20 protein-coding genes and 2 tRNA genes are annotated in these 19,196 nt (G+C 67.4%); 11 read left to right on the forward strand and 11 right to left on the reverse strand.

The window, feature by feature from the left end:
* Nucleotides 1–122: 122 nt before the first annotated feature.
* Complete coding sequence (locus QSJ95_RS20860) at nt 123–956, reverse strand: alpha/beta fold hydrolase (RefSeq protein WP_285645042.1); 834 nt, start codon at nt 954–956, stop codon at nt 123–125.
* Between the two features lie 287 nt (nt 957–1,243).
* Between QSJ95_RS20860 and QSJ95_RS20865 the strand changes: the two genes are divergently transcribed.
* The gene (locus tag QSJ95_RS20865) at nt 1,244–1,612 is read left to right on the forward strand and encodes a histone-like nucleoid-structuring protein, MvaT/MvaU family (protein ID WP_009617003.1); all 369 of its coding nucleotides are present in this window, start codon (nt 1,244–1,246) and stop codon (nt 1,610–1,612) included.
* A gap of 433 nt (nt 1,613–2,045) precedes the next feature.
* On the forward strand, nt 2,046–2,270 hold the full coding sequence (locus tag QSJ95_RS20870; RefSeq protein ID WP_009617001.1) for a hypothetical protein: 225 nt from the start codon (nt 2,046–2,048) through the stop codon (nt 2,268–2,270).
* Nucleotides 2,271–2,324: 54 nt separating this feature from the next.
* Here QSJ95_RS20870 and QSJ95_RS20875 read toward each other — a convergent pair whose 3' ends face one another.
* Entirely contained in the window at nt 2,325–2,852 is a 528-nt protein-coding gene (locus QSJ95_RS20875) for a DUF4946 domain-containing protein (RefSeq protein ID WP_285645045.1), read from the reverse strand.
* Nucleotides 2,853–3,021: 169 nt separating this feature from the next.
* Between QSJ95_RS20875 and QSJ95_RS20880 the strand changes: the two genes are divergently transcribed.
* Together QSJ95_RS20880 and QSJ95_RS20885 are read left to right on the forward strand one after the other, a co-directional pair.
* A complete protein-coding gene (locus tag QSJ95_RS20880; protein ID WP_285645047.1) occupies nt 3,022–3,261 on the forward strand; it encodes a hypothetical protein in 240 nt (79 codons plus the stop codon).
* 120 nt (nt 3,262–3,381) lie between these two features.
* The gene (locus tag QSJ95_RS20885; protein WP_162839902.1) at nt 3,382–3,531 is read left to right on the forward strand and encodes a hypothetical protein; all 150 of its coding nucleotides are present in this window, start codon (nt 3,382–3,384) and stop codon (nt 3,529–3,531) included.
* Between the two features lie 291 nt (nt 3,532–3,822).
* On the opposite strand, the gene QSJ95_RS20890 is transcribed toward QSJ95_RS20885, so the two are convergent.
* Together QSJ95_RS20890 and QSJ95_RS20895 are read right to left on the reverse strand one after the other, a co-directional pair.
* Nucleotides 3,823–3,899 (reverse strand) — tRNA-Val (locus tag QSJ95_RS20890).
* 55 nt (nt 3,900–3,954) lie between these two features.
* Nucleotides 3,955–4,031, reverse strand: a tRNA-Val gene (locus QSJ95_RS20895).
* A 184-nt stretch (nt 4,032–4,215) separates the two neighbouring features.
* On the opposite strand from QSJ95_RS20895, the gene QSJ95_RS20900 reads away from it, so the two are divergent.
* The gene (locus tag QSJ95_RS20900) at nt 4,216–5,499 is read left to right on the forward strand and encodes an NAD(P)/FAD-dependent oxidoreductase (protein WP_285645050.1); all 1,284 of its coding nucleotides are present in this window, start codon (nt 4,216–4,218) and stop codon (nt 5,497–5,499) included.
* A 29-nt stretch (nt 5,500–5,528) separates the two neighbouring features.
* Here QSJ95_RS20900 and QSJ95_RS20905 read toward each other — a convergent pair whose 3' ends face one another.
* The 5 genes from QSJ95_RS20905 to moaA form a co-directional block, all read right to left on the reverse strand.
* Nucleotides 5,529–6,410 (reverse strand): formate/nitrite transporter family protein, encoded by an 882-nt coding sequence (locus QSJ95_RS20905; protein WP_285645052.1) that lies wholly within the window; start codon nt 6,408–6,410, stop codon nt 5,529–5,531.
* A gap of 77 nt (nt 6,411–6,487) precedes the next feature.
* On the reverse strand, nt 6,488–7,444 hold the full coding sequence (locus tag QSJ95_RS20910) for a PA2778 family cysteine peptidase (protein WP_285645054.1): 957 nt from the start codon (nt 7,442–7,444) through the stop codon (nt 6,488–6,490).
* A complete protein-coding gene (locus QSJ95_RS20915) occupies nt 7,441–7,836 on the reverse strand; it encodes a PA2779 family protein (RefSeq protein WP_009616989.1) in 396 nt (131 codons plus the stop codon). Before QSJ95_RS20915 ends, QSJ95_RS20910 begins: the two co-directional genes overlap by 4 nt.
* A 134-nt stretch (nt 7,837–7,970) precedes the next feature.
* Nucleotides 7,971–8,489 (reverse strand): hypothetical protein, encoded by a 519-nt coding sequence (locus QSJ95_RS20920; RefSeq protein WP_285645057.1) that lies wholly within the window; start codon nt 8,487–8,489, stop codon nt 7,971–7,973.
* 96 nt (nt 8,490–8,585) lie between these two features.
* The gene (gene moaA / locus QSJ95_RS20925) at nt 8,586–9,581 is read right to left on the reverse strand and encodes a GTP 3',8-cyclase MoaA (protein WP_285645059.1); all 996 of its coding nucleotides are present in this window, start codon (nt 9,579–9,581) and stop codon (nt 8,586–8,588) included.
* A 181-nt stretch (nt 9,582–9,762) separates the two neighbouring features.
* Between moaA and QSJ95_RS20930 the strand changes: the two genes are divergently transcribed.
* Complete coding sequence (locus tag QSJ95_RS20930; protein ID WP_058490350.1) at nt 9,763–10,416, forward strand: TetR/AcrR family transcriptional regulator; 654 nt, start codon at nt 9,763–9,765, stop codon at nt 10,414–10,416.
* A 75-nt stretch (nt 10,417–10,491) separates the two neighbouring features.
* On the opposite strand, the gene QSJ95_RS20935 is transcribed toward QSJ95_RS20930, so the two are convergent.
* Both QSJ95_RS20935 and QSJ95_RS20940 read right to left on the reverse strand, forming a co-directional pair.
* Nucleotides 10,492–10,923, reverse strand: coding sequence for a GlcG/HbpS family heme-binding protein (locus tag QSJ95_RS20935; RefSeq protein ID WP_009616982.1), 432 nt, complete (start codon nt 10,921–10,923; stop codon nt 10,492–10,494).
* 186 nt (nt 10,924–11,109) lie between these two features.
* Nucleotides 11,110–12,024 carry a LysR family transcriptional regulator gene (locus QSJ95_RS20940; RefSeq protein ID WP_058071223.1) on the reverse strand — a complete coding sequence of 305 codons (915 nt, stop codon included), beginning with the start codon at nt 12,022–12,024 and terminating at the stop codon, nt 11,110–11,112.
* A 109-nt stretch (nt 12,025–12,133) separates the two neighbouring features.
* Between QSJ95_RS20940 and gcl the strand changes: the two genes are divergently transcribed.
* The 5 genes from gcl (at nt 12,134) to pyk (ending at nt 18,810) form a co-directional block, all read left to right on the forward strand.
* A complete protein-coding gene (gene gcl / locus QSJ95_RS20945) occupies nt 12,134–13,909 on the forward strand; it encodes a glyoxylate carboligase (RefSeq protein ID WP_285645068.1) in 1,776 nt (591 codons plus the stop codon).
* 112 nt (nt 13,910–14,021) lie between these two features.
* The gene (hyi, locus tag QSJ95_RS20950) at nt 14,022–14,804 is read left to right on the forward strand and encodes a hydroxypyruvate isomerase (protein WP_116426004.1); all 783 of its coding nucleotides are present in this window, start codon (nt 14,022–14,024) and stop codon (nt 14,802–14,804) included.
* Between the two features lie 79 nt (nt 14,805–14,883).
* Nucleotides 14,884–15,846: a 2-hydroxy-3-oxopropionate reductase gene (locus QSJ95_RS20955; RefSeq protein WP_333546029.1), complete on the forward strand. Its 963-nt coding sequence runs from the start codon at nt 14,884–14,886 to the stop codon at nt 15,844–15,846.
* 259 nt (nt 15,847–16,105) lie between these two features.
* The gene (locus QSJ95_RS20960; RefSeq protein ID WP_058071226.1) at nt 16,106–17,383 is read left to right on the forward strand and encodes a glycerate kinase type-2 family protein; all 1,278 of its coding nucleotides are present in this window, start codon (nt 16,106–16,108) and stop codon (nt 17,381–17,383) included.
* Nucleotides 17,380–18,810: a pyruvate kinase gene (pyk, locus tag QSJ95_RS20965; protein ID WP_043270670.1), complete on the forward strand. Its 1,431-nt coding sequence runs from the start codon at nt 17,380–17,382 to the stop codon at nt 18,808–18,810. The genes QSJ95_RS20960 and pyk overlap by 4 nt, the downstream gene beginning before the upstream one ends.
* Nucleotides 18,811–19,196 lie beyond the last annotated feature (386 nt).

The raw sequence follows: 19,196 nt of genomic DNA on the forward strand, positions 1-19,196 counted from the left end.
GCCTTTTCGGCACCCTGCGCTTGCGCGCGCGGACGGAGATCACTGGAAGAAAAACGAACGAAGCCCCGACAAGCGGGGCAGGTCGCCATGGTACTGCATGTGGAGGCAACTGACGAGCGGCATCAGTGCGCGTCGATGAACTCCAGCACGGCGCGATTGAAAGCGGCCGGGCGCGTGGCGTTCATGCCGTGGGAAGCGCCGGCGATGACTTGGCTGTGCACGTCCGGCAGCGTCTGCGCCAGGGCCTGGACCACCTGCGGGAAGGGCTCGGGGCTGAGTTCGCCGCGCAGCAGCAGGGTCGGCGCCGCCAGCGTGGCCAGGCGTGCGCGCCCGAGCGGCTCCGGCCGATCGGCGACCTGACCGATCAGCGTCATGGCGTTATCGGTGGCCATGTCGCGGAAGTGCCGCGAGGAACGCCGCCAGATCCCCGGCCCGCTGACGGTGTCGACGAACAACTCCAGGCCCGCCTCGACCTCGCCCTGGCGGATCAGTTGCAGCGCCTGCTCGCGGAAACGGTTGCGCTCGGCCGGCGCCGCCGGCACGGGCACGCCGGCCGCCTGGAACAGGTCGGCGGCGAAATCCCCGCCGGGGTCGCACAGCACCAGCGAACGCAGGCTCCCAGGCGCCTCCAGCGCCAGCCGCAGGCAGATATTGCCGCCGCGCGAATGCCCCAGCAGGTGTACCGGCTCGCCCTGCATGTCGATCAGCGCGAGCAGGTCCTCGACATGTTGCGCGGTAGTGAAGTCCGCGCCCTCGCCATTCCAGCGCTGCGGATAATAATGTCGAAGACTGGGCGCCAGCAGACGATAGCGCTCGCCCAAACCGCGCAACTGCCATTGCCAGTAGCGGTAATCGCAAAGCGAGCCGTGCACCAATACCAGCGGCACCCCCTCCCCCTGCACCAGGCAGACCAGTTCATGTCCATTGAGTGAATACGACTGGACATTCGAAAGCATCTACATCCCCTATCCCATGGCGCACGCAAGATATCGGCGATCCCCATGGCGAACCGCCATCTAGTTGATGGGAGGCGATTATCCGCGATTCGCGGCATGGCGATAAAGCCATACATTCGGAAGGACCTTTGCAATGCCGTGAAAAACACCTTATCGAAGATTAATTATTGCATCGCTCGCTTATTTAAATTAATAATTCGCCGCCCACATAACTTTCCGAACACAATGGTCGCCGAATAGCTGCGCACCGATATCCGTTTCGGAATGACCTGCCCTGGAGTGCAAACATGTCCAAACTCGCGGAATTCCGTGAAGCCGAACGCCTGCTCAAAGAACAACTGGCCCTGCTGGAAAAGCTGAAGAACGACAGCTCCCTGAAGAAGGAACTGGAATTCAAGGATCAGCTGCAGGCCCTGATGGACGAATACGGCATGAACCTGCGCAACGTCATCGACATCCTCGACCCGCAGGGCACCGCCAACAACGCCGCCGCCGCGCCGGCCGCCAGCGCCCCGCGCCGCAGCCGCCAGTTGAAGGTGTACAAGAACCCGAACAACGGCGAAGTGGTGGAAACCAAGGGTGGCAACCACAAGACCCTGAAGGCCTGGAAACAGCAGTACGGCGCCGAGACCGTGGAGTCCTGGCTGCAGAAGTGATGCCCGCCCCGCGGCGGCCGACGCCGCCGCGGGAAGCTCCTCGGAAACATCCTCTGACGATCCGCACTTGAAAGACCCGCCCGGTATCCGGATAATGCTGCCCGCGAGTCATGAACTTCAGGTCGCCCCTCCCGTCGCCGCCCACCCCAAACCAGGGCGCAGCAGCCGGGACACACAGGGCCACGGCCAGCAGCCAGTCACTGGCAGGCGCATCCAGCGCGCCCCTCAAGGCGCAGCAAATCGTCCTTACATATTTGGCAAGCCCGAACTTCGGGGGTTGGCGTATTCTCCCGCCATGGCGCCCTCGAAAGACCTCTTCGAGTTTTCATTCGCTGCCACATTCCGGTCATGGATATCACGCATTCTGCGTTCGACCGGAGTTTTTTACGTTTCACGCGGTCATAAGACCGTGACTATTTGGAAGAAAGACAATATGAAAAAAAGCACTCAGATCCAGGAGGCGATCGGCACCCTCAAGGCAGCTTTCGCCCCGCTCAACTGCATCATCCTGGCACCGCGCAAAGACAGCTTCAGTTTCGCCCTGGTGGACGAATACGGCGTCGCCTGCCATAGCGAACGGCTCTATCCGCAGCAGTACCAGGCCGCAGAGCCGCTGCAGGCCGTCATCGCCCGCGTGCAGAGCACCCTGGCCGCCTGACCGGCACCCGACGAAAAGCCCCGCGAATGCGGGGCTTTTTCATTTCCGGCCCGCTCACTCCAGGCGCAGGCCAGCCTTGAGCGCCGCCACCTCGGCAAGTCGCTGCGGGTAATCGGCCGCCGGCGCGGCATAGGTCAGCGAATAGGCCGCCTCCCTGCCCAGCGCCACCTGCACACCCTGCTTCATGGCCTCGTTGCCGTTCTGGCTGATCGAGCAGACCAGCTCCAGGCCGTCCAAGCCCCCAAGGGAAGCTTGCCGCGGCTTGCTGCAGGCCGCCTGGAAGCCCTGGCGCAGGAAGTCGACCTGCAGCGACTTGCGCATCTGCAGGATCACCCGCTGCAGATCCACATCCTTCACCTCGGCCAGGCGGCTGCGGGTGATTTCCACCACCAGCGCCTGGGAGCCATCCGCCGCCAGCTTGACGCCGCGCTCGCGGCGCAGCGCCGCAGCGTCGTCCGGCGCCTCGGGCGAACGCGTCACCTGCCAGCCCTCCGGCCATTCCGCCAGCCCGGCGGCCGTTGCCAACCCACTCGCCGCGCACAGCAGAAACACCCCGAGCCCCCGGCCCCACCCACCACTCATGCCACGCCTCCCGCACTTCCCGACCAGCAGTAGCCACGAAACGCCACCGCACTTTTGCCGGACAAACTACACCGATTGCCGTCGATTGGCTGCTGAACCCCGGCCGGCAATTCGTCGCTCGATGCGCCCGCAACGCCAGGGACCGACAACGCCCACGAGGGAATACGTGATGCGCAGCGAAAAATCCAAGGACGCCAGCGGCCGCGCCCTGGGCGTGCTCTGCGTGGCGGACACCCAGCCGCGCGCTGCAATTCGGCGAACTGCCCCTGGCCTACCAGCCGATCGTCGCCACCCCGGAGCGGCGCCTGGCCGCCACCTAGCCCAGGGCGACTTCACCGGCCGTCCGCTGCCCCGCCCTGCGCTGCGCGCCCTGATCCCCGACCTCAGGCACAGCGCCAACGCCGCCTGAGCCGCCGGACGAACGCATCGGCGCCGATACAAACCTTACCCTGCCGATACCAGGTTTCTCGGGACACCCGCGGTGCGGGCGTGTCTACTTTGCGCCCATTTTTCCAACCCTGGTGTCGCCATGCTTTCCAGATTGACCAAAGTCGCCCTGCTGCTCGCCCTCGTCTCGCTCTCCGGCTGCTGGCCGTTCTTCCCGCCCTTCGGTGGGCCGGGAGGCGGCGGGCATGGCGGTGGCGGCCATGGCGGCGGGCCCGGCTTCGAGCGCCGCTGAGCACGCAGGGGCGCCCGGCGCGGCCGGTGAATCCAATCGCGGACGGAGTCCGCTCCTACGCCCGCGCTTTCCTGCGGGCCGCGCCGAGGTGCTTTTCGTAGGATGGTGTTGAGCTTGCGAACCCCATGCGGTTGCGCTGATGGGTATCGCTTCGCTCAACACCATCCTACAAAAAGCCATGCTCGCTCATGCGGTAGGAGCGGACTCCGTCCGCGATCAGCCCAAATCGCGCGCAAACAAAAAGGGCGACCCTCTCGGATCGCCCTTTCTGCTACCGCCGAAGCGGTGAATTGGTAGGCACAATTGGACTCGAACCAACGACCCCCACCATGTCAAGGTGGTGCTCTAACCAGCTGAGCTATGTGCCTAAAGAAAAGGGCGACCGCTTAAGATCGCCCTCTCGCTACCGCCGAAGCGGGAATTTGGTAGGCACAATTGGACTCGAACCAACGACCCCCACCATGTCAAGGTGGTGCTCTAACCAACTGAGCTATGTGCCTAGCGATGGGGGCGCATTCTACGCGAAGGCGTTGAACCGTCAAGCATTTTTTCGCTAACCCCCTGAAAAAGGGAATTTTTTTATGTTCGTCCTTGCGTAAAAAATTTTGCACGGCCACTAGCCGAGTGATTTCGACTCGGGTAGCATCAGCCCATCTCGTAAAAAATAACAAACACAGGTGCAATATGCCGCACACTTCTTATCCCACTTCCTACTATGCAGCCTCGGCCAATCCGGTCCCTGCGCGCCCCGAACTCAAGGGCGAGACCGAAACCGACGTGTGCATCATCGGCGCGGGCTACACCGGCCTGTCCACCGCCCTCTTCCTGCTGGAGAACGGCTTCAAGGTGACCGTGCTGGAAGCCGCCAAGGTCGGCTTCGGCGCATCCGGCCGCAACGGTGGCCAGATCGTCAACAGCTACAGCCGCGACATCGACGTCATCGAACGCACCGTCGGCCCGAAGCAGGCGCAACTGCTCGGCCAGATGGCCTTCGAGGGCGGCCGCATCATCCGTGAGCGCATCGCCAAGTACGACATCCAGTGCGACCTGAAGGACGGTGGCGTGTTCGCCGCCCTCAGCGCCAAGCAGATGGGCCACCTGGAGTCGCAGAAGAAGCTCTGGGAGCGCTTCGGCCACACCCAGCTGGAGCTGTTGGACGCCAAGCGCATCCGCGAAGTCGTGGCCACCGACAGCTACGTCGGCGGCATGCTCGACATGAGCGGCGGCCACATCCACCCGCTGAACCTCGCCCTGGGCGAAGCCGCGGCGGTGGAATCCCTCGGCGGGGTGATCCACGAGCAGTCCCCGGCGGTGAAGATCGAGCGTGGCGCCAACCCGGTGGTGCATACCCCGCAAGGCCGGGTGAAGGCCAAGTTCGTGGTGGTCGCCGGCAATGCCTACCTCGGCGGCCTGGTCCCTGAACTGGCGTCCAAGTCGATGCCCTGCGGCACCCAGGTGATCACCACCGAGCCGCTGGGCGACGAGCTGGCCAAGACCCTGCTGCCCCAGGACTACTGCGTCGAGGACTGCAACTACCTGCTCGACTACTACCGCCTGACCAGCGACAAGCGCCTGATCTTCGGTGGCGGCGTGGTCTACGGTGCCCGCGATCCGTCGAACATCGAGGCGATCATCCGTCCGAAGATGCTCAAGGTGTTCCCGCAGCTGAAGAACGTGAAGATCGACTTCGCCTGGACCGGCAACTTCCTGCTGACCCTCTCGCGCCTGCCGCAGGTCGGCCGGATCGGCGACAACATCTACTACTCCCAGGGTTGCAGCGGCCACGGCGTCACCTACACGCACCTGGCCGGCAAGGTGCTGGCCGAAGCCCTGCGCGGCCAGGCCGAGCGTTTCGACGCCTTCGCCGACCTGCCGCACTACCCCTTCCCGGGCGGGCGCATGTTCCAGGTGCCGTTCTCCGCGATCGGCGCCTGGTACTACAACCTGCGCGACAAGCTGGGCGTGTAACCCGCCCTGCGAACGACGACGACGGCGCCCTAGGGCGCCGTTTTCGTTGGCGCGCCGCTGTCGCTGCGGATCTGCGCGTGGCTGATCAGGGCGAAGATCAGGCTGCCGCCGACGATGTTGCCGGCCAGCGTCGGCAGCGCGAAGTCCAGCAGGAAGGCCTTCCAGCCCAGCTCGCCGGCCCACATCAGGTAGCCGACCTCGCAGGTGCCGACCACGATGTGGCTGAAGCTGCCCAGCGACATCAGGTAGGTGACCAGGATGATGATCCACACCTTGGCGCTCTCCGCCGCCGGCACCAGCCAGACCATGGTGGCGATCATCCAGCCGGAGACGATGCCGCGGGAGAACATCTGCCAGCCGTCGTTCTCCATGACTTCGCGGCCGATCTCGAGGAAAGCCTGGTCGGTCTTCGCATCGAAGATCGGCAGGTGCAGCATGGCGTAGGCGAACAGCAGCGCGCCGACAACGTTGCCCAGCAACACCACGCCCCATAGCCGCAACAACTGCCCAGCCTTGCGCAGGGTCGGCTCGCTCATCAGCGGCAGCACCGCGGTGAGGGTGTTCTCGGTGAACAGCTGCTGGCGGGCGAGGATGATGGCGAGGAAGCCCACCGGGTAGCCCAGGCTGGTGACGATGGCCGCGCTGTCGTGCTCCGGCAGCTTGGCGCGGAACAGCCCCATGGCCATCAACGACAGGCCGATGGTCAGCCCGGCGGCCAGGGCCGACCACCAGAGCGCCGCCAGGGTGCGCTCCAGCTCATGGTTGCCCTGCAGGCGGATCACCTCATGCAGCACCAGCGCCCGGGGTGGCTGGGCCTTCTCGACCTTGCGGCGCTCCTCGGCGGAAAGATCGTCCGCGGTATCGCCCTTGCCGGCGGTATCGCGTGCCGGCTGCTGCTTGTCGCTGGCCATGGGTTGCACCTCATCAAGGGATGCAACTTAGGCCGGCGATCAAGCGCAGCGGTTCAAAGAAAATGCCCCGCTGCGCCTCAGCGCACGGGGCAGGCCGGCGCGGCGCTGCATTGCCCGGCAGCCACCGGTGCCGCCTGGGGCGCCTGGAGGAAACGCGCATCCGTCGGCGCCAGCTGGTGCGCGCAGCTCGCCGGGGCGCGGGCCTGCTCGGCGCAGCCGCGTTCGGCCATGACGTTGGCCAGGTTGTACCAGGCGGCGGCGAAATCCGGCCGCGCGGCCACGCTGTGGCGCAGCGCCGCTTCGGCCTCGCCCAGGTCGCCGGCGGCGTAGCGGGCGTTGGCCAGGGCGAACCAGCCCAGCGGCTCCTGCGGCCAGGCCCGGGTGGCGGTGCGGTAGGCCTGGTCGGCGAGGGCCTGTTGCCCGGTTTCCTCCAGGTCGTGGGCCGCGCGCAGCCAGCGCGTCGGTTCGACGCTGGCTGGCAGCCGGTCGGCCGGCAGCGTCAGCACCGCCCAGCGCCCGCTGCGCCGCCAGGTGACGTCGAACGCGGTGAAGTCGATCACCAGGCGCTGGGTGATGCCGGAGCGCAGCACCAGTTCGTGGCGGTCGCGGTCGTAGCCGACCACCACGGCGTAATGCCACATCGGCAACCAGTCCAGGCCGTTGTTCTGCAGCACCAGCACCGGGTTGCCGGCGGCCACTTCCTTGAGCACGTCCTCCAGGCGCGGGCGCAGCGGGTAGACCAGCAGGCCCCGCTCGCGCGCCGCGGCCACCAGCTCGACCTGCAGGCTGCCCTGGCGCTGCGGCAGGAACACCCGCTCCTTCAACTGGTTCGGCGTCACCCGCACGCCGCGCTGGTTGAGCACGGTGGCGAGCGCCGCCGGGCCGCACTGGTATTGCTGCTGCGGGAAGAACTGCACCGCGGAAAGCTCGACGCGCCGTGGCAGCGCGTCGACCTCCGCCGGCAACCGCGGCGCCGTGGCGCAGCCGCCGAGCAGCAGCGCGGCCAGGGCCACGGCAGCGGCGGCGTGCCTCAACGCTGGCACCGCACGAAGGTGAAGATATGCGTGATGCAGAGCATGTCGGTGATGATGAAGATCAGCAGGAACAGAATGATGATGCCGATGATGCCACCGGCCGGCGCCTGATCCAGTTGCTGGTTGAACTGCGCCAGCTCCTCGTTGGACAGGCTCTTGATGCGCTGCTCGACCTGGCTGCGCTCCACGCCCATGGATTGCAGCTTCTTCTGCACGCCCTGGTCATCGAGCATGCGCAGCAGCTGCTCGCGGTCGACGTGCTGCTGTTGCGCCTGCAGCACCTCGCCGGTGCCCACCATGGCCGCCTGCGCCAGGGGCACCTCGGCCACCACGCCCAACTGCGCCAGCACCAGCACGGCCGCCAGGCGCCTTACCCGTTTTGTGATTGTCATTCTGGGTCTCCTCCACTTTGACGCGCTAGCAGACCGCCGGGGAAAGCCGGAGGTTCCGCGCCGCCAAGCACGGTTGCACAAGCAAAGCCCGGGCGCCGTCGCCGAACGAGGCACCTTCTGTTCAGATCACGGCGTCAGGCGTTTGGTTCGAAGCGCAAGCGTCGCCAGTCCAGGGCCAGGTGGCCGAGGTACACGCAAGGGTAGGCATGGGGCAGCAGGAAATGCTCGTGGCCGGCCACGGCCAGCCCGGCGCGCCGGCAGTCCAGGCGCAGCAGGCGGCCCCAGGCATAGGCCCGGGCATCGAGCGCCTGCGCGCCGAAGGCCGCCCCCGGCCAGCGCGCCCGGCACCAGTCGAGCAGTGCCCGGGCATCGCGCACGGCGGGCAGGCAGGCGATCCGCACCTCGTCGTCGCGCCAGTCCAGCGCCCGCGGCGCATCGAAGGCGGCCTGGCGCTCCAGCGGCAGCGGGCGGACCCGGGCGCCGTCGGCCAGCGGTTCCAGCGTCACCGCCAGCGGCTGCCAGCTGCTGTGCTCCAAGGCCCAGAGCAGATCGCCGTCGACTTCCAGCGACGGCCGCCCCGCCACCCGCTGGCGGAAACCCTCGCAGACCAGGCAGCAGTCGCCCAGTGGAATTCGCAGTTGACTCTCGCTCACATCAGCCTCGCAGCACATCGGCCGCGTGATTCTAGGGAAAGCCTGCGGCTGACGGAAGGCCCCGTCAGTTGCCAAGCAGGAACTGCCGCCTTCCGTTCAGCCGCCAGTCATGCTCATGAAGCGCAGCACCTGGACCTGCTCGGCGGCGTCGAAGTGATGGCGCTGCGGCTTGAGCTGCAGCGCCTCGACCAGCGCCGCGCGCAGCCGGGCACCGTCGCCGGGGTGGCTGCGCAGCAGTTGGCGCAAGTCCAGCGCGCCTTCGTGGCCGAGGCAAAGCACCAGCTTGCCCTCGGCGGTGACGCGCACGCGGTTGCAGTCGCCGCAGAAGTTGTGGCTGTGCGGCGAGATGAAGCCGATGCGGCTGGGCAGCCCGTCGACGCGGTAGTAGCGCGAGGGGCCGCCGCTGCGCTCCAGGCTGGGCGTCAGTTGCCAGTGTTCGGCCAGGCGGGCGCGCACCTCGTCGCTGCTGCACAGCGTCTGCGCGCGGTCGTGGCTGCTGATGCTGCCCAGCGGCATCTCCTCGATGAAGCTGATGTCCAGCCCGCGGGCCAGCGCGTACTCCACCAGTTCGCAGACCTCGTCGTCGTTGCGCCCCTTCTGCACCACGCAGTTGAGCTTGATGCGCTCGAAACCCGCTGCCCGCGCAGCCTCTATCCCTGCCAGCACCTGGGGCAGGCGGTCGCTGCGGGTGAAGGCGGCGAAGCGTTCGCGGCGCAGCGAGTCCAGGCTGATGTTCAGTCGGCGCACGCCGGCGGCGCGCAGCTCGGCCGCGCGGCCGGCCAGTTGCGAGCCGTTGCTGGTGATCGCCAGGTCTTCCAGTTCGGGGCGCGCGCCGAGCCGCGCCAGCAGCGAGCTCAGGCCCTTGCGCACCAGCGGCTCGCCGCCGGTGATGCGGATGCGCCGCACGCCCAGGGCGATGAAGGCGTCGGCCACCGTGTAGAGTTCTTCCAGGCTCAGCACCTGGTCGCGCGGCAGGAACTGCATGTCTTCGCTCATGCAGTAGGTGCAGCGGAAGTCGCAACGGTCGGTCACCGACAGGCGCAGGTAGGTGATGCGGCGGCCGAAGGGGTCGACCAGTTGGCTGTCGGACATGGCGGCGAGCTCTTGGAAGGCCGGGCGCCGTGGCGGCACCGGGGTCCGGCAGACTCTACAGAAAACCTGAACCGCGGGTCAACTTCAGCCGCCAGGCCCTTGCTTGAGAGGCCCGCGGAGCCGGTGCTACCATCGCCGGCCCAGCCATGGGCTACCCGCGCACAAGAAGACCCAGCAGACCATGACCAGCATTCGCGAACGCAACCGACGCCTGATCCTCCGCGCCGCCAGCGAAGAGTTCGCCGAAAAGGGCTTCGCCGCCACCAAGACCAGCGACATCGCGGCGCGCGCCGGGCTGCCCAAGCCCAACGTCTACTACTACTTCCAGTCCAAGGAAAACCTCTACCGCTGCGTGCTGGAAAGCGTGGTGGAGCCGCTGCTGCAGGCTTCCGCGCCGTTCCGCGAGGACGACGAGCCGGCCGAGGCGCTCAAGGCCTACATCCGCTCCAAGGTGCGCATCTCCCAGGAGCTGCCGCACGCCTCCAAGGTGTTCGCCAGCGAGCTGATGCACGGCGCGCCGCACCTGCCCAGGGAATACCTGGACGAGCTGAACGCCCAGGCCCAGCGCAACATCGCCTGCCTGCAGAGCTGGATCGACCGCGGCCTATTGGCCCCGGTGGACCCGCACCACCTGCTGTTCACCATCTGGGCGGCGACCCAGACCTACGCCGACTTCGACTGGCAGATTTCCATGGTCACCGGCAAGGACAGCCTCAGCGATGCCGACTTCGAGGCCGCCGCCGAGACCATCACCCGCTTGGTGCTGCGCGGCACCGCGCCGGACGCCGGCGAGCCGGCCAAGGCCAGCGGCCGCATGCGGCCGTTGCCGCTGTAGGGCGCATAACGCCTAAGGCGTTATCCGCCGTTTGGCCCTCGCATCCGGCCGCTCCGGGTTCAGCCCCTTTTCACCCTACCCCGCGTCGGCCACCAGGCCGGCGGCCTGGATGCCGCGGATGGCGCATTGCTCGTCGATGTCCGAGGCGTCGCCGCTGATGCCGATGGCGCCGATTACCCGATTGCTCGTGTCGCGGATTAGCACGCCGCCCGGCGCCGGCACTACGTTGCCCTGGGCCAGGGTGTTCACCGCGGCGATGAACGACGGGCGCTGCTGGGCGTCGGCGGCCAGGGCGCGCGAGGACTTGCCCAGGGCCACCGCGCCCCAGGCCTTGCCGATGGCCACCTGCGGGCGCAGCAGGCTGGCGCCATCCTCGCGCTGCAGGGCCACCAGGTGGCCGCCGGCGTCGAGCACCGCTACGGTCAGCGGCGCGGTGGACAGTTCGCGGCCGGCGGCCAGGGCGCCGTGGGTGATGGCCAGGGCGGTATCCAGGTTGATTTCGCTCATGAGGGGTTCCTCGCAAAGGGATGAGACGTTCGCCCGCGCCCTTTTCCGAAAAACGGCGCGGCGTTGCAAAGCCCTTGATGGAATAGCCGAAGGCAACCCCGGACGCAACGATTAAATACAATCCTGCGACATTTTGTACACAACAACAAAAACAAAAAAATACAACGCCAGTATCGAATCAGCCGCTCAAGGATGCCGGGTTTCCCAGTACCCCGGGGTGTTGTAGATGGCCTTCAGGTAGTCGATGAAAAAGCGCACCTTGGCCGGCAGGTAGCGCTGCTGCGGGTACACCGCCTGGATGTCGTAGGCGGGAATCTCGTACTCGTCGAGCACCGTCACCAGCTCGCCGGCCTTGAGCTCGGCCTGGATCTCCCAGGTGGAGCGCCAGCCGATGCCCAGGCCCTGCTTGACCCAGTCGTAGAGCAACTCGCCGTCGTTGCAGTCGAGGTTGCCGGACACCCGCACCGCCACCTGCCGGCCGTCGCGCAGGAAGGTCCAGCCGCGCTGCTGGCCACCCTGCAGGTTGAAGGCCAGGCAGTTGTGCCGCGCCAGGTCTTCCAGAGTGCGCGGCACGCCGTGCAGCTCGAAGTACGAGGGCGCGCCGCAGACCACCCGGCGGTTGGGGAACAGCTTCACCGCCACGTAGTTGGGGTCGGTGACCTCGCCGATGCGGATGCCCATGTCGTAGCCCTGGCGCACCAGGTCCACCAGGCTGTCGGTGAAGTTGAACGACAGCTTCAGGTCCGGGAAGCGCTCCAGGAAGGCCGGCGCGTGGGGCGCGATGTGGCGCCGGCCGAAGGCCGCCGGGGCCGACACCACCAGGTGCCCGCGCACCGAGGTGCCGCCGCGGGCGACGCTGGCGTCGGCCTCGTCGAAGTCCTTGAGCAGGCTGCGCGCGCGCTCCAGGTACTGCTCGCCGAGGTCGGTCAGCTGCAGGCCGCGGGTCGAGCGGTGCATCAGCTTCACGCCCAGGTGCTGCTCCAGCGCATCGAGGCGCCGGCCCATGACCACCGGCGTCACGCCTTCGCTGAGCGCCGCCGAGGCGAAGCTGCCGTTGTCCGCTACCAGGACGAAACTGCGGATGAGGGTATAGCGGTCCATTCGATACTCCAGATATCGACAGAACTGAAGTATCCATCAATTCCGTCGCTTTGGCACAGCCGGCATCCTTGGCCCCAACAAGAAAACCACCGACTCAAGAGGAAAGGTCATGGCCAAAATGAGAGCGATCGAGGCGGCCGTCCTGGTCATGCGCCGCGAAGGCGTGGACACCGCCTTCGGCGTGCCGGGCGCCGCCATCAACCCCATGTACGCGGCGATGAAGAAGCTCGGCGGCATCGACCACGTGCTGGCCCGCCACGTCGAGGGCGCCTCGCACATGGCCGAAGGCTACACCCGCACCAGCGCCGGCAACATCGGCGTGTGCATCGGCACCTCGGGCCCGGCCGGCACCGACATGGTCACCGGCCTGTACTCGGCCTCCGCCGACTCCATCCCGATCCTCTGCATCACCGGCCAGGCGCCGCGTGCGCGGATGCACAAGGAAGACTTCCAGGCCGTGGACATCACCAGCATCGTCAAGCCGGTGACCAAATGGGCCACCACCGTGCTGGAGCCGGGCCAGGTGCCCTACGCCTTCCAGAAGGCCTTCTTCGAAATGCGCAGCGGCCGCCCCGGCCCGGTGCTGATCGACCTGCCGTTCGACGTGCAGATGGCCGAGATCGAGTTCGACATCGACGCCTACGAGCCGCTGCCGGTGCACCGTCCGAGCGCCACCCGCGCCCAGGCCGAGAAGGCCCTGGCCCTGCTCAACGACGCCGAGCGCCCGCTGCTGGTCGCCGGCGGCGGCATCATCAACGCCGATGCCTCGACCAGGCTGGTGGAATTCGCCGAACTGCTCGGCGTGCCGGTGATCCCGACCCTGATGGGCTGGGGCACCATCCCCGACGACCACCCGCTGATGGCCGGCATGTGCGGCCTGCAGACCTCGCACCGCTATGGCAACGCCACCCTGCTGGAGTCCGACCTGGTGTTCGGCATCGGCAACCGCTGGGCCAACCGCCACACCGGTTCCGTGGACGTCTACACCGCCGGCCGCAAGTTCATCCACGTGGACATCGAACCCACCCAGATCGGCCGCGTGTTCACCCCGGACCTGGGCATCGTTTCCGACGCTGGCGCCGCGCTGGACGCCTTCCTCGAAGTGGCCCGCGAGTGGAAAGCCGCCGGCAAGCTCAAGGACCGCAGCGCCTGGGCCGAAGCCTGCCGCGAACGCAAGCGCACCCTGCAGCGCAAGACCCACTTCGACAACGTGCCGGTCAAGCCGCAGCGCGTGTACGAGGAGATGAACGAGTTCTTCGGCAAGGACACCTGCTATGTCAGCACCATCGGTCTGTCGCAGATCGCTGGCGCGCAGTTCCTCCACGTCTACAAGCCGCGCCACTGGATCAACTGCGGCCAGGCCGGCCCGCTGGGCTGGACCATCCCCGCGGCCCTGGGCGTGGTCAAGGCCGACCCGAGCCGCCAGGTGGTGGCGCTGTCCGGCGACTACGACTTCCAGTTCATGATCGAGGAGCTGGCCGCCGGCGCGCAGTTCAACCTGCCGTACATCCACGTGCTGGTGAACAACTCCTACCTGGGGCTGATCCGCCAGGCCCAGCGCGGCTTCGAGATCGACTACTGCGTGCAGCTGGCGTTCGACAACGTCAACGCGCCGGAACTCAACGGCTACGGCGTGGACCACGTCGCCGTGGTGGAAGGCCTCGGCTGCAAGGCGATCCGCGTGTTCGACCCGAACCAGATCGGCGCGGCCTTCGCCCAGGCCCGCGAACTGATGCAACAGCACCGCGTACCGGTGGTGGTGGAAGTGATCCTGGAGCGCGTGACCAACATCGCCATGGGCACCGAGATCAACGCCATCAACGAGTTCGAGGAGCTGGCCCAGAGCCGCGACGACGCGCCCACGGCCATCTCGCTACTGGACTGACGAAGTACCGGGCCCCGCGTGCGCGGGAGCCGTGGCAGGGAAAACCACAGCCTGCGCACGGCGGGGCCCACCCCTTACGGAAATACGTGTTTCATCACCAGGAGGCCCCGACATGCCCCGTTTCTGCGCCAACCTGTCCATGCTCTTCACCGAGGTGGACTTCCTCGACCGCTTCGAAGCCGCCGCCAAGGCCGGTTTCAGCGGCGTCGAATACCTCTTCCCCTACGACTTCGAAGCCGAGGTCATCAAGGCCAAGCTGCAGGAGAACGGCCTGGAGCAGGTGCTGTTCAACCTGCCCGCCGGCGACTGGGGCAAGGGCGAACGCGGCATCGCCTGCCACCCCGACCGCGTCGAGGAATTCCGCGCCGGCGTCGACAAGGCCATCGCCTACGCCAAGGTGCTGGGCAACAAGCAGGTCAACTGCCTGGCCGGCATTCGCCCGCAGGGCTACGACTGCGCCACCATCGAGAACACCTTCCTGAACAACCTGGAGTACGCCGCCGAGAAGCTCGAGGCCGCGGGCATCAAGCTGGTCATGGAGATGATCAACACGATCGATATCCCCGGCTTCTACCTGCAGACCACCCAGCAGGCGCTGGACGTGCGCGAGAAGGTCGGCAGCCCCAACCTGTTCCTGCAGTACGACATCTACCACATGCAGATCATGGAAGGCGACCTGGCCCGGACCATGGAGAAGAACCTGGCGGCCATCAACCACATCCAGCTGGCCGACAACCCCGGCCGCCACGAACCGGGCACCGGCGAGATCAACTACCGCTTCCTGTTCGGCCACCTGGACCGCATCGGCTACCAGGGCTGGATCGGCTGCGAGTACAAGCCGGCCACCACCACCGAGGCGGGGCTGGGCTGGCTGAAGAGCCATAACGCCGTGTGAACGAAACAGCTCCGTAGGATGGGTTGAGCTTGCGATACCCATCACCACCGGCATCGATGGGTATCGCTTCGCTCAACCCATCCTACGAAAGAACTCCGCTGCCCGGTCTCACCGGGCAGCCAACAGACAAACAGAACCAGGAGACACCCTCATGGCCAAGATCGGATTCATCGGCACCGGCATCATGGGCCTGCCCATGGCGCAGAACCTGCAGAAAGCCGGGCACCAGCTGTTCCTCTCCAGCCACCACGACAAGGCCCCGGCCGCGCTGGTCGAAGCCGGCGCCGTGGCCCTGGCCAACCCCAAGGAAGTGGCCCAGGAAGCTGAGTTCATCATCGTCATGGTGCCGGACACCCCGCAGGTCGAGGACGTGCTGTTCCGCCAGGACGGCATCGCCGAAGGCGTCGGCCCGAACAAGGTGGTGATCGACATGAGCTCCATCTCGCCCACCGCCACCAAGGCCTTCGCCGAGAAGATCAAGGCCACCGGCGCGCAGTACCTGGACGCCCCGGTCTCCGGCGGCGAGGTCGGCGCCAAGGCCGGCAGCCTGAGCATCATGGTCGGCGGCTGCCCGAACACCTTCGAGCGCGCCCTGCCGCTGTTCCAGGCCATGGGCAAGAACATCACCCGCGTCGGCGGCAACGGCGACGGCCAGACCGCCAAGGTGGCCAACCAGATCATAGTCGCGCTGAACATCCAGGCGGTGGCCGAGGCCCTGCTGTTCGCCGCGCGCAACGGCGCCGACCCGGCCAAGGTGCGCGAGGCGCTGATGGGCGGCTTCGCCTCCTCGCGCATCCTCGAAGTGCACGGCGAGCGCATGGTCAAGGGCACCTTCGACCCGGGCTTCCGCATCAGCCTGCACCAGAAGGACCTCAACCTGGCCCTGGCCGGCGCCCGCGAACTGGGCCTGAACCTGCCCAACACCGCCAACGCCCAACAGGTGTTCAGCACCTGCGCGGCCCTGGGCGGCAGCAACTGGGACCACTCCGGGTTGATCAAGGGCCTGGAGCACATGGCCAACTTCTCGATCCGCAAGGACTGAGAAAGCGGACCGTAGGATGGCGTTGAGCGCAGCGATACCCATCGATTCATGCAGCATGGGTTTCGCAAGCTCAACCCATCCTACGAAAAGCCCCGCTGCGTTATGGGAGTGACGCGGCGAGGCAAGGCTTCGAACCCCGGCCGGCGTGAACACGGCTTCGCCGGCCGGGCGTATCGAAGGCATTGCCCAGGCGCTTGCCCCCAGGCGCCTGCGCAATGCCGCAATGAAAGAACAACGACAAGAACCTGAGGAGCCCCAGATGAGCCTCGACCCACGCGCCCTGCTGCGCGAGCTGTTCGACACCGCCATCGCCGCCGCCCACCCGGCGCAGACGCTGGCCCGCCACCTGCCGCGGGTGCATGGCGGGCGCACCATCGTCATCGGCGCCGGCAAGGCCGCCGGGGCCATGGCCGAAGTGGTCGAGGCGCACTGGAAGGACGAGCAGGTGGACGGCCTGGTGGTCGCCCCCTACGGCTACGGCGCCAACTGCCGGCGCATCGAAGTGGTGGAAGCCGCGCACCCGGTGCCGGACGACGCCGGCGAGCGCGTGGCCCGCCGCGTGCTGGAGCTGGTCAGCGACCTGAGCGAAGACGACCGGGTGATCTTCCTGCTCTCCGGCGGCGGCTCGGCGCTGCTCGCCCTGCCCGCCGAAGGCATCAGCCTCGACGACAAGCGCACGCTGAACAAGGCGCTGCTCAAGTCCGGCGCCGCCATCGACGAAATGAACTGCGTGCGCAAGCACCTCTCGGCCATCAAGGGCGGCCGCCTGGCCCGCGCCTGCTGGCCGGCCAGCGTGTACACCTACGCGATTTCCGACGTGCCCGGCGACGAGGCCACGGTGATCGCCTCCGGCCCCACCGTGGGCGACCCGACCACCTCCGCCGATGCCCTGGCCATCCTCAAGCGCTACGCCATCGACACCCCGGCGCACATCCGCGCCTGGCTGGAAGACCCACGCTCGGAGACCGTCAAGCCCGGCGCCGACTGCCTGTCGCGCAGTTACTTCACCCTCATCGCCACGCCGCAGCAGGCCCTCGACGCGGCCGCCGCCAAGGCCCGCGCCGCCGGCCTGGAGGTGCTGATCCTCGGCGACCTGGAGGGCGAGTCCCGCGACGTGGCCAAGGTCCACGCCGGCATCGCCCGCCAGGTGCGCAAGCACGGCCAGCCGCTGGCCGCGCCCTGCCTGGTGCTCTCCGGCGGCGAGACCACCGTCACCGTGCGCGGCAAGGGCCGCGGCGGGCGCAACGCCGAGTTCCTGCTCAGCCTCACCGCCGCGCTCAAGGGCGAGCCGGGCATCTGGGCGCTGGCCGGCGACACCGACGGCATCGACGGCATGGAGAACAACGCCGGCGCGCTGATGAGCCCGTGCAGCTACCGGCGCGCCCTGGCCGCCGGGCTGAACCCGCTGCACGAACTGGACGACAACAACGGCTACGGCTTCTTCGCCGAACTGGACGACCTGGTGGTCACCGGGCCGACCCGCACCAACGTCAACGACTTCCGCGCCATCCTGATCCTCGAGAGTGACGAGCAATGAACAGCGACAAGAAGGTCAAGATCCTCGCCACCCTCGGCCCGGCCATCAAGGGCCGCGAGGACATCCGCGCCCTGGTGGACGCCGGCGCCAACCTGTTCCGCCTGAACTTCAGCCACGGCGAATACGCCGACCATTCCCAGCGCTACCAGTGGGTGCGCGAGGTGGAGGCCGAGCTGGGCACGCCCATCGGCATCCTCATGGACCTGCAGGGGCCGAAGCTGCGCGTCGGCCGCTTCGAGAACGGCGCGGTGATGCTGCACAAGGGCCAGAGCTTCACCCTCGACCTGATGGATGCCGCCGGCGACGAGCGCCGCGTGACCCTGCCGCACCCGGAGATCATCCAGGCCCTGGAGCCGGGCATGAGCCTGCTGCTGGACGACGGCCGCATCCGCCTGCAGGTGCTGAACAACCACGGCGACGCCATCGAGACCCGCGTGCTCAACAGCGGCGAGCTGTCCGACCGCAAGGGCGTCAACGTGCCCGAGGCGGTGCTCAAGCTCAGCCCGCTGACCGCCAAGGACCGCCGCGACCTGGCATTCGGCCTGGAGCTGGGCGTGGACTGGGTGGCGCTGTCCTTCGTGCAGCGCCCGGAAGATATAGAGGAAGCCCGCGCGCTGATCGGCGACAAGGCCTTCATCATGGCCAAGATCGAAAAGCCCTCGGCGGTGCAGTGCATCGAAGAGATCGCCCGCCTGGCCGACGCCATCATGGTGGCCCGCGGCGACCTCGGCGTGGAAGTGCCGGCGCAGAACGTGCCGGGCATCCAGAAGCGCATCATCCAGGTCTGCCGCCAGCTCGGCCGGCCGGTGGTGGTGGCCACGCAGATGCTCGAATCCATGCGCTTCTCCCCGGCGCCGACGCGCGCCGAGGTCACCGACGTGGCCACCGCGGTCAGCGAGGGCGCCGACTGCGTGATGCTCAGCGCCGAGACCGCCTCCGGCCAGTACCCGGTGGAAGCGGTGGAAATGATGGCCAAGATCATCCGCCAGGTGGAAGCCGAGCCGGACTACCAGGGCCAGCTGGAACTGAACCGCCCGGAGCCGGACGCCACCGTGTCCGACGCCATCAGCTGCGCCATCCGCCGCATCAGCCGCATCCTGCCGGTGGCGGTGCTGGTCAACTACACCGAGTCCGGCAGCTCCACCCTGCGCGCCTCGCGGGAACGGCCGAAGGCGCCGATCCTCAGCCTGACGCCCAACCTCAAGGCGGCGCGGCGGCTGAGCGTGGCCTGGGGCGTGTATTCGGTGGTCAACGAGCAACTGGCCCACGTCGACGAGATCTGCGCCACCGCCCTGGAGATCGCCCTGGCCCAGCGCATGGCCCAGCGTGGCGATACCGTGGTGGTGACGGCGGGGCTGCCGTTCGGGCAGCCGGGGAGCACCAATATGCTGAGGATCGAGACGGTGGCGCCGGCGTTGTCGGCCTGAAGAGCCCCTCACCCCAGCCCTCTCCCGGAGGGAGAGGGGGCAGTTCGGCGCCGCCGGTAATGCCGGTGTTCCGCCTTCTGCCACACAAGTCCCCTCTCCCCCTGGGAGAGGGTTAGGGTGAGGGAACCAGGCCACCGGTAACTTCAGCGCCCCACCTTCTGCCGCACAAGTCCCCTCTCCCTCTGGGAGAGGGCCAGGGTGAGGGAACCAGGCGCCACCGGTAACTCCGGCGCCCCGCCTTCTGCCACACAAGTCCCCTCTCCCTCTGGGAGAGGGCTAGGGTGAGGGAACCAGGCCCACCGCCAACACCGGAGCCAGGCCTGGCCCCTCCCCCTCTTCAGGAAAAAGCCTGGAGAGAAAAAACAGAGTTCCGGAACCCTGCCAAA

It is taken from the genome of Pseudomonas sp. NBRC 100443 (assembly GCF_030268185.1).
Taxonomy (GTDB): Bacteria; Pseudomonadota; Gammaproteobacteria; order Pseudomonadales; family Pseudomonadaceae; genus Pseudomonas; species Pseudomonas citronellolis.

Bases quoted from the DNA above. Each gene is read 5' to 3' on its own strand.
- QSJ95_RS20935 (WP_009616982.1), bottom strand. From the start codon at position 10,923: ATGAGCGAAATCAACCTGGATACCGCCCTGGCCATCACCCACGGCGCC.
- QSJ95_RS20915 (WP_009616989.1), bottom strand. From the start codon at position 7,836: ATGACAATCACAAAACGGGTAAGGCGCCTGGCGGCCGTGCTGGTGCTG.
- QSJ95_RS20885 (WP_162839902.1), top strand. From the start codon at position 3,382: ATGCTTTCCAGATTGACCAAAGTCGCCCTGCTGCTCGCCCTCGTCTCG.
- gcl (WP_285645068.1), top strand. From the start codon at position 12,134: ATGGCCAAAATGAGAGCGATCGAGGCGGCCGTCCTGGTCATGCGCCGC.
- QSJ95_RS20940 (WP_058071223.1), bottom strand. From the start codon at position 12,024: ATGGACCGCTATACCCTCATCCGCAGTTTCGTCCTGGTAGCGGACAAC.
- QSJ95_RS20905 (WP_285645052.1), bottom strand. From the start codon at position 6,410: ATGGCCAGCGACAAGCAGCAGCCGGCACGCGATACCGCCGGCAAGGGC.
- QSJ95_RS20870 (WP_009617001.1), top strand. From the start codon at position 2,046: ATGAAAAAAAGCACTCAGATCCAGGAGGCGATCGGCACCCTCAAGGCA.
- QSJ95_RS20960 (WP_058071226.1), top strand. From the start codon at position 16,106: ATGAGCCTCGACCCACGCGCCCTGCTGCGCGAGCTGTTCGACACCGCC.
- QSJ95_RS20875 (WP_285645045.1), bottom strand. From the start codon at position 2,852: ATGAGTGGTGGGTGGGGCCGGGGGCTCGGGGTGTTTCTGCTGTGCGCG.
- pyk (WP_043270670.1), top strand. From the start codon at position 17,380: ATGAACAGCGACAAGAAGGTCAAGATCCTCGCCACCCTCGGCCCGGCC.
- QSJ95_RS20880 (WP_285645047.1), top strand. From the start codon at position 3,022: ATGCGCAGCGAAAAATCCAAGGACGCCAGCGGCCGCGCCCTGGGCGTG.
- hyi (WP_116426004.1), top strand. From the start codon at position 14,022: ATGCCCCGTTTCTGCGCCAACCTGTCCATGCTCTTCACCGAGGTGGAC.
- QSJ95_RS20865 (WP_009617003.1), top strand. From the start codon at position 1,244: ATGTCCAAACTCGCGGAATTCCGTGAAGCCGAACGCCTGCTCAAAGAA.
- QSJ95_RS20900 (WP_285645050.1), top strand. From the start codon at position 4,216: ATGCCGCACACTTCTTATCCCACTTCCTACTATGCAGCCTCGGCCAAT.
- QSJ95_RS20930 (WP_058490350.1), top strand. From the start codon at position 9,763: ATGACCAGCATTCGCGAACGCAACCGACGCCTGATCCTCCGCGCCGCC.
- moaA (WP_285645059.1), bottom strand. From the start codon at position 9,581: ATGTCCGACAGCCAACTGGTCGACCCCTTCGGCCGCCGCATCACCTAC.
- QSJ95_RS20860 (WP_285645042.1), bottom strand. From the start codon at position 956: ATGCTTTCGAATGTCCAGTCGTATTCACTCAATGGACATGAACTGGTC.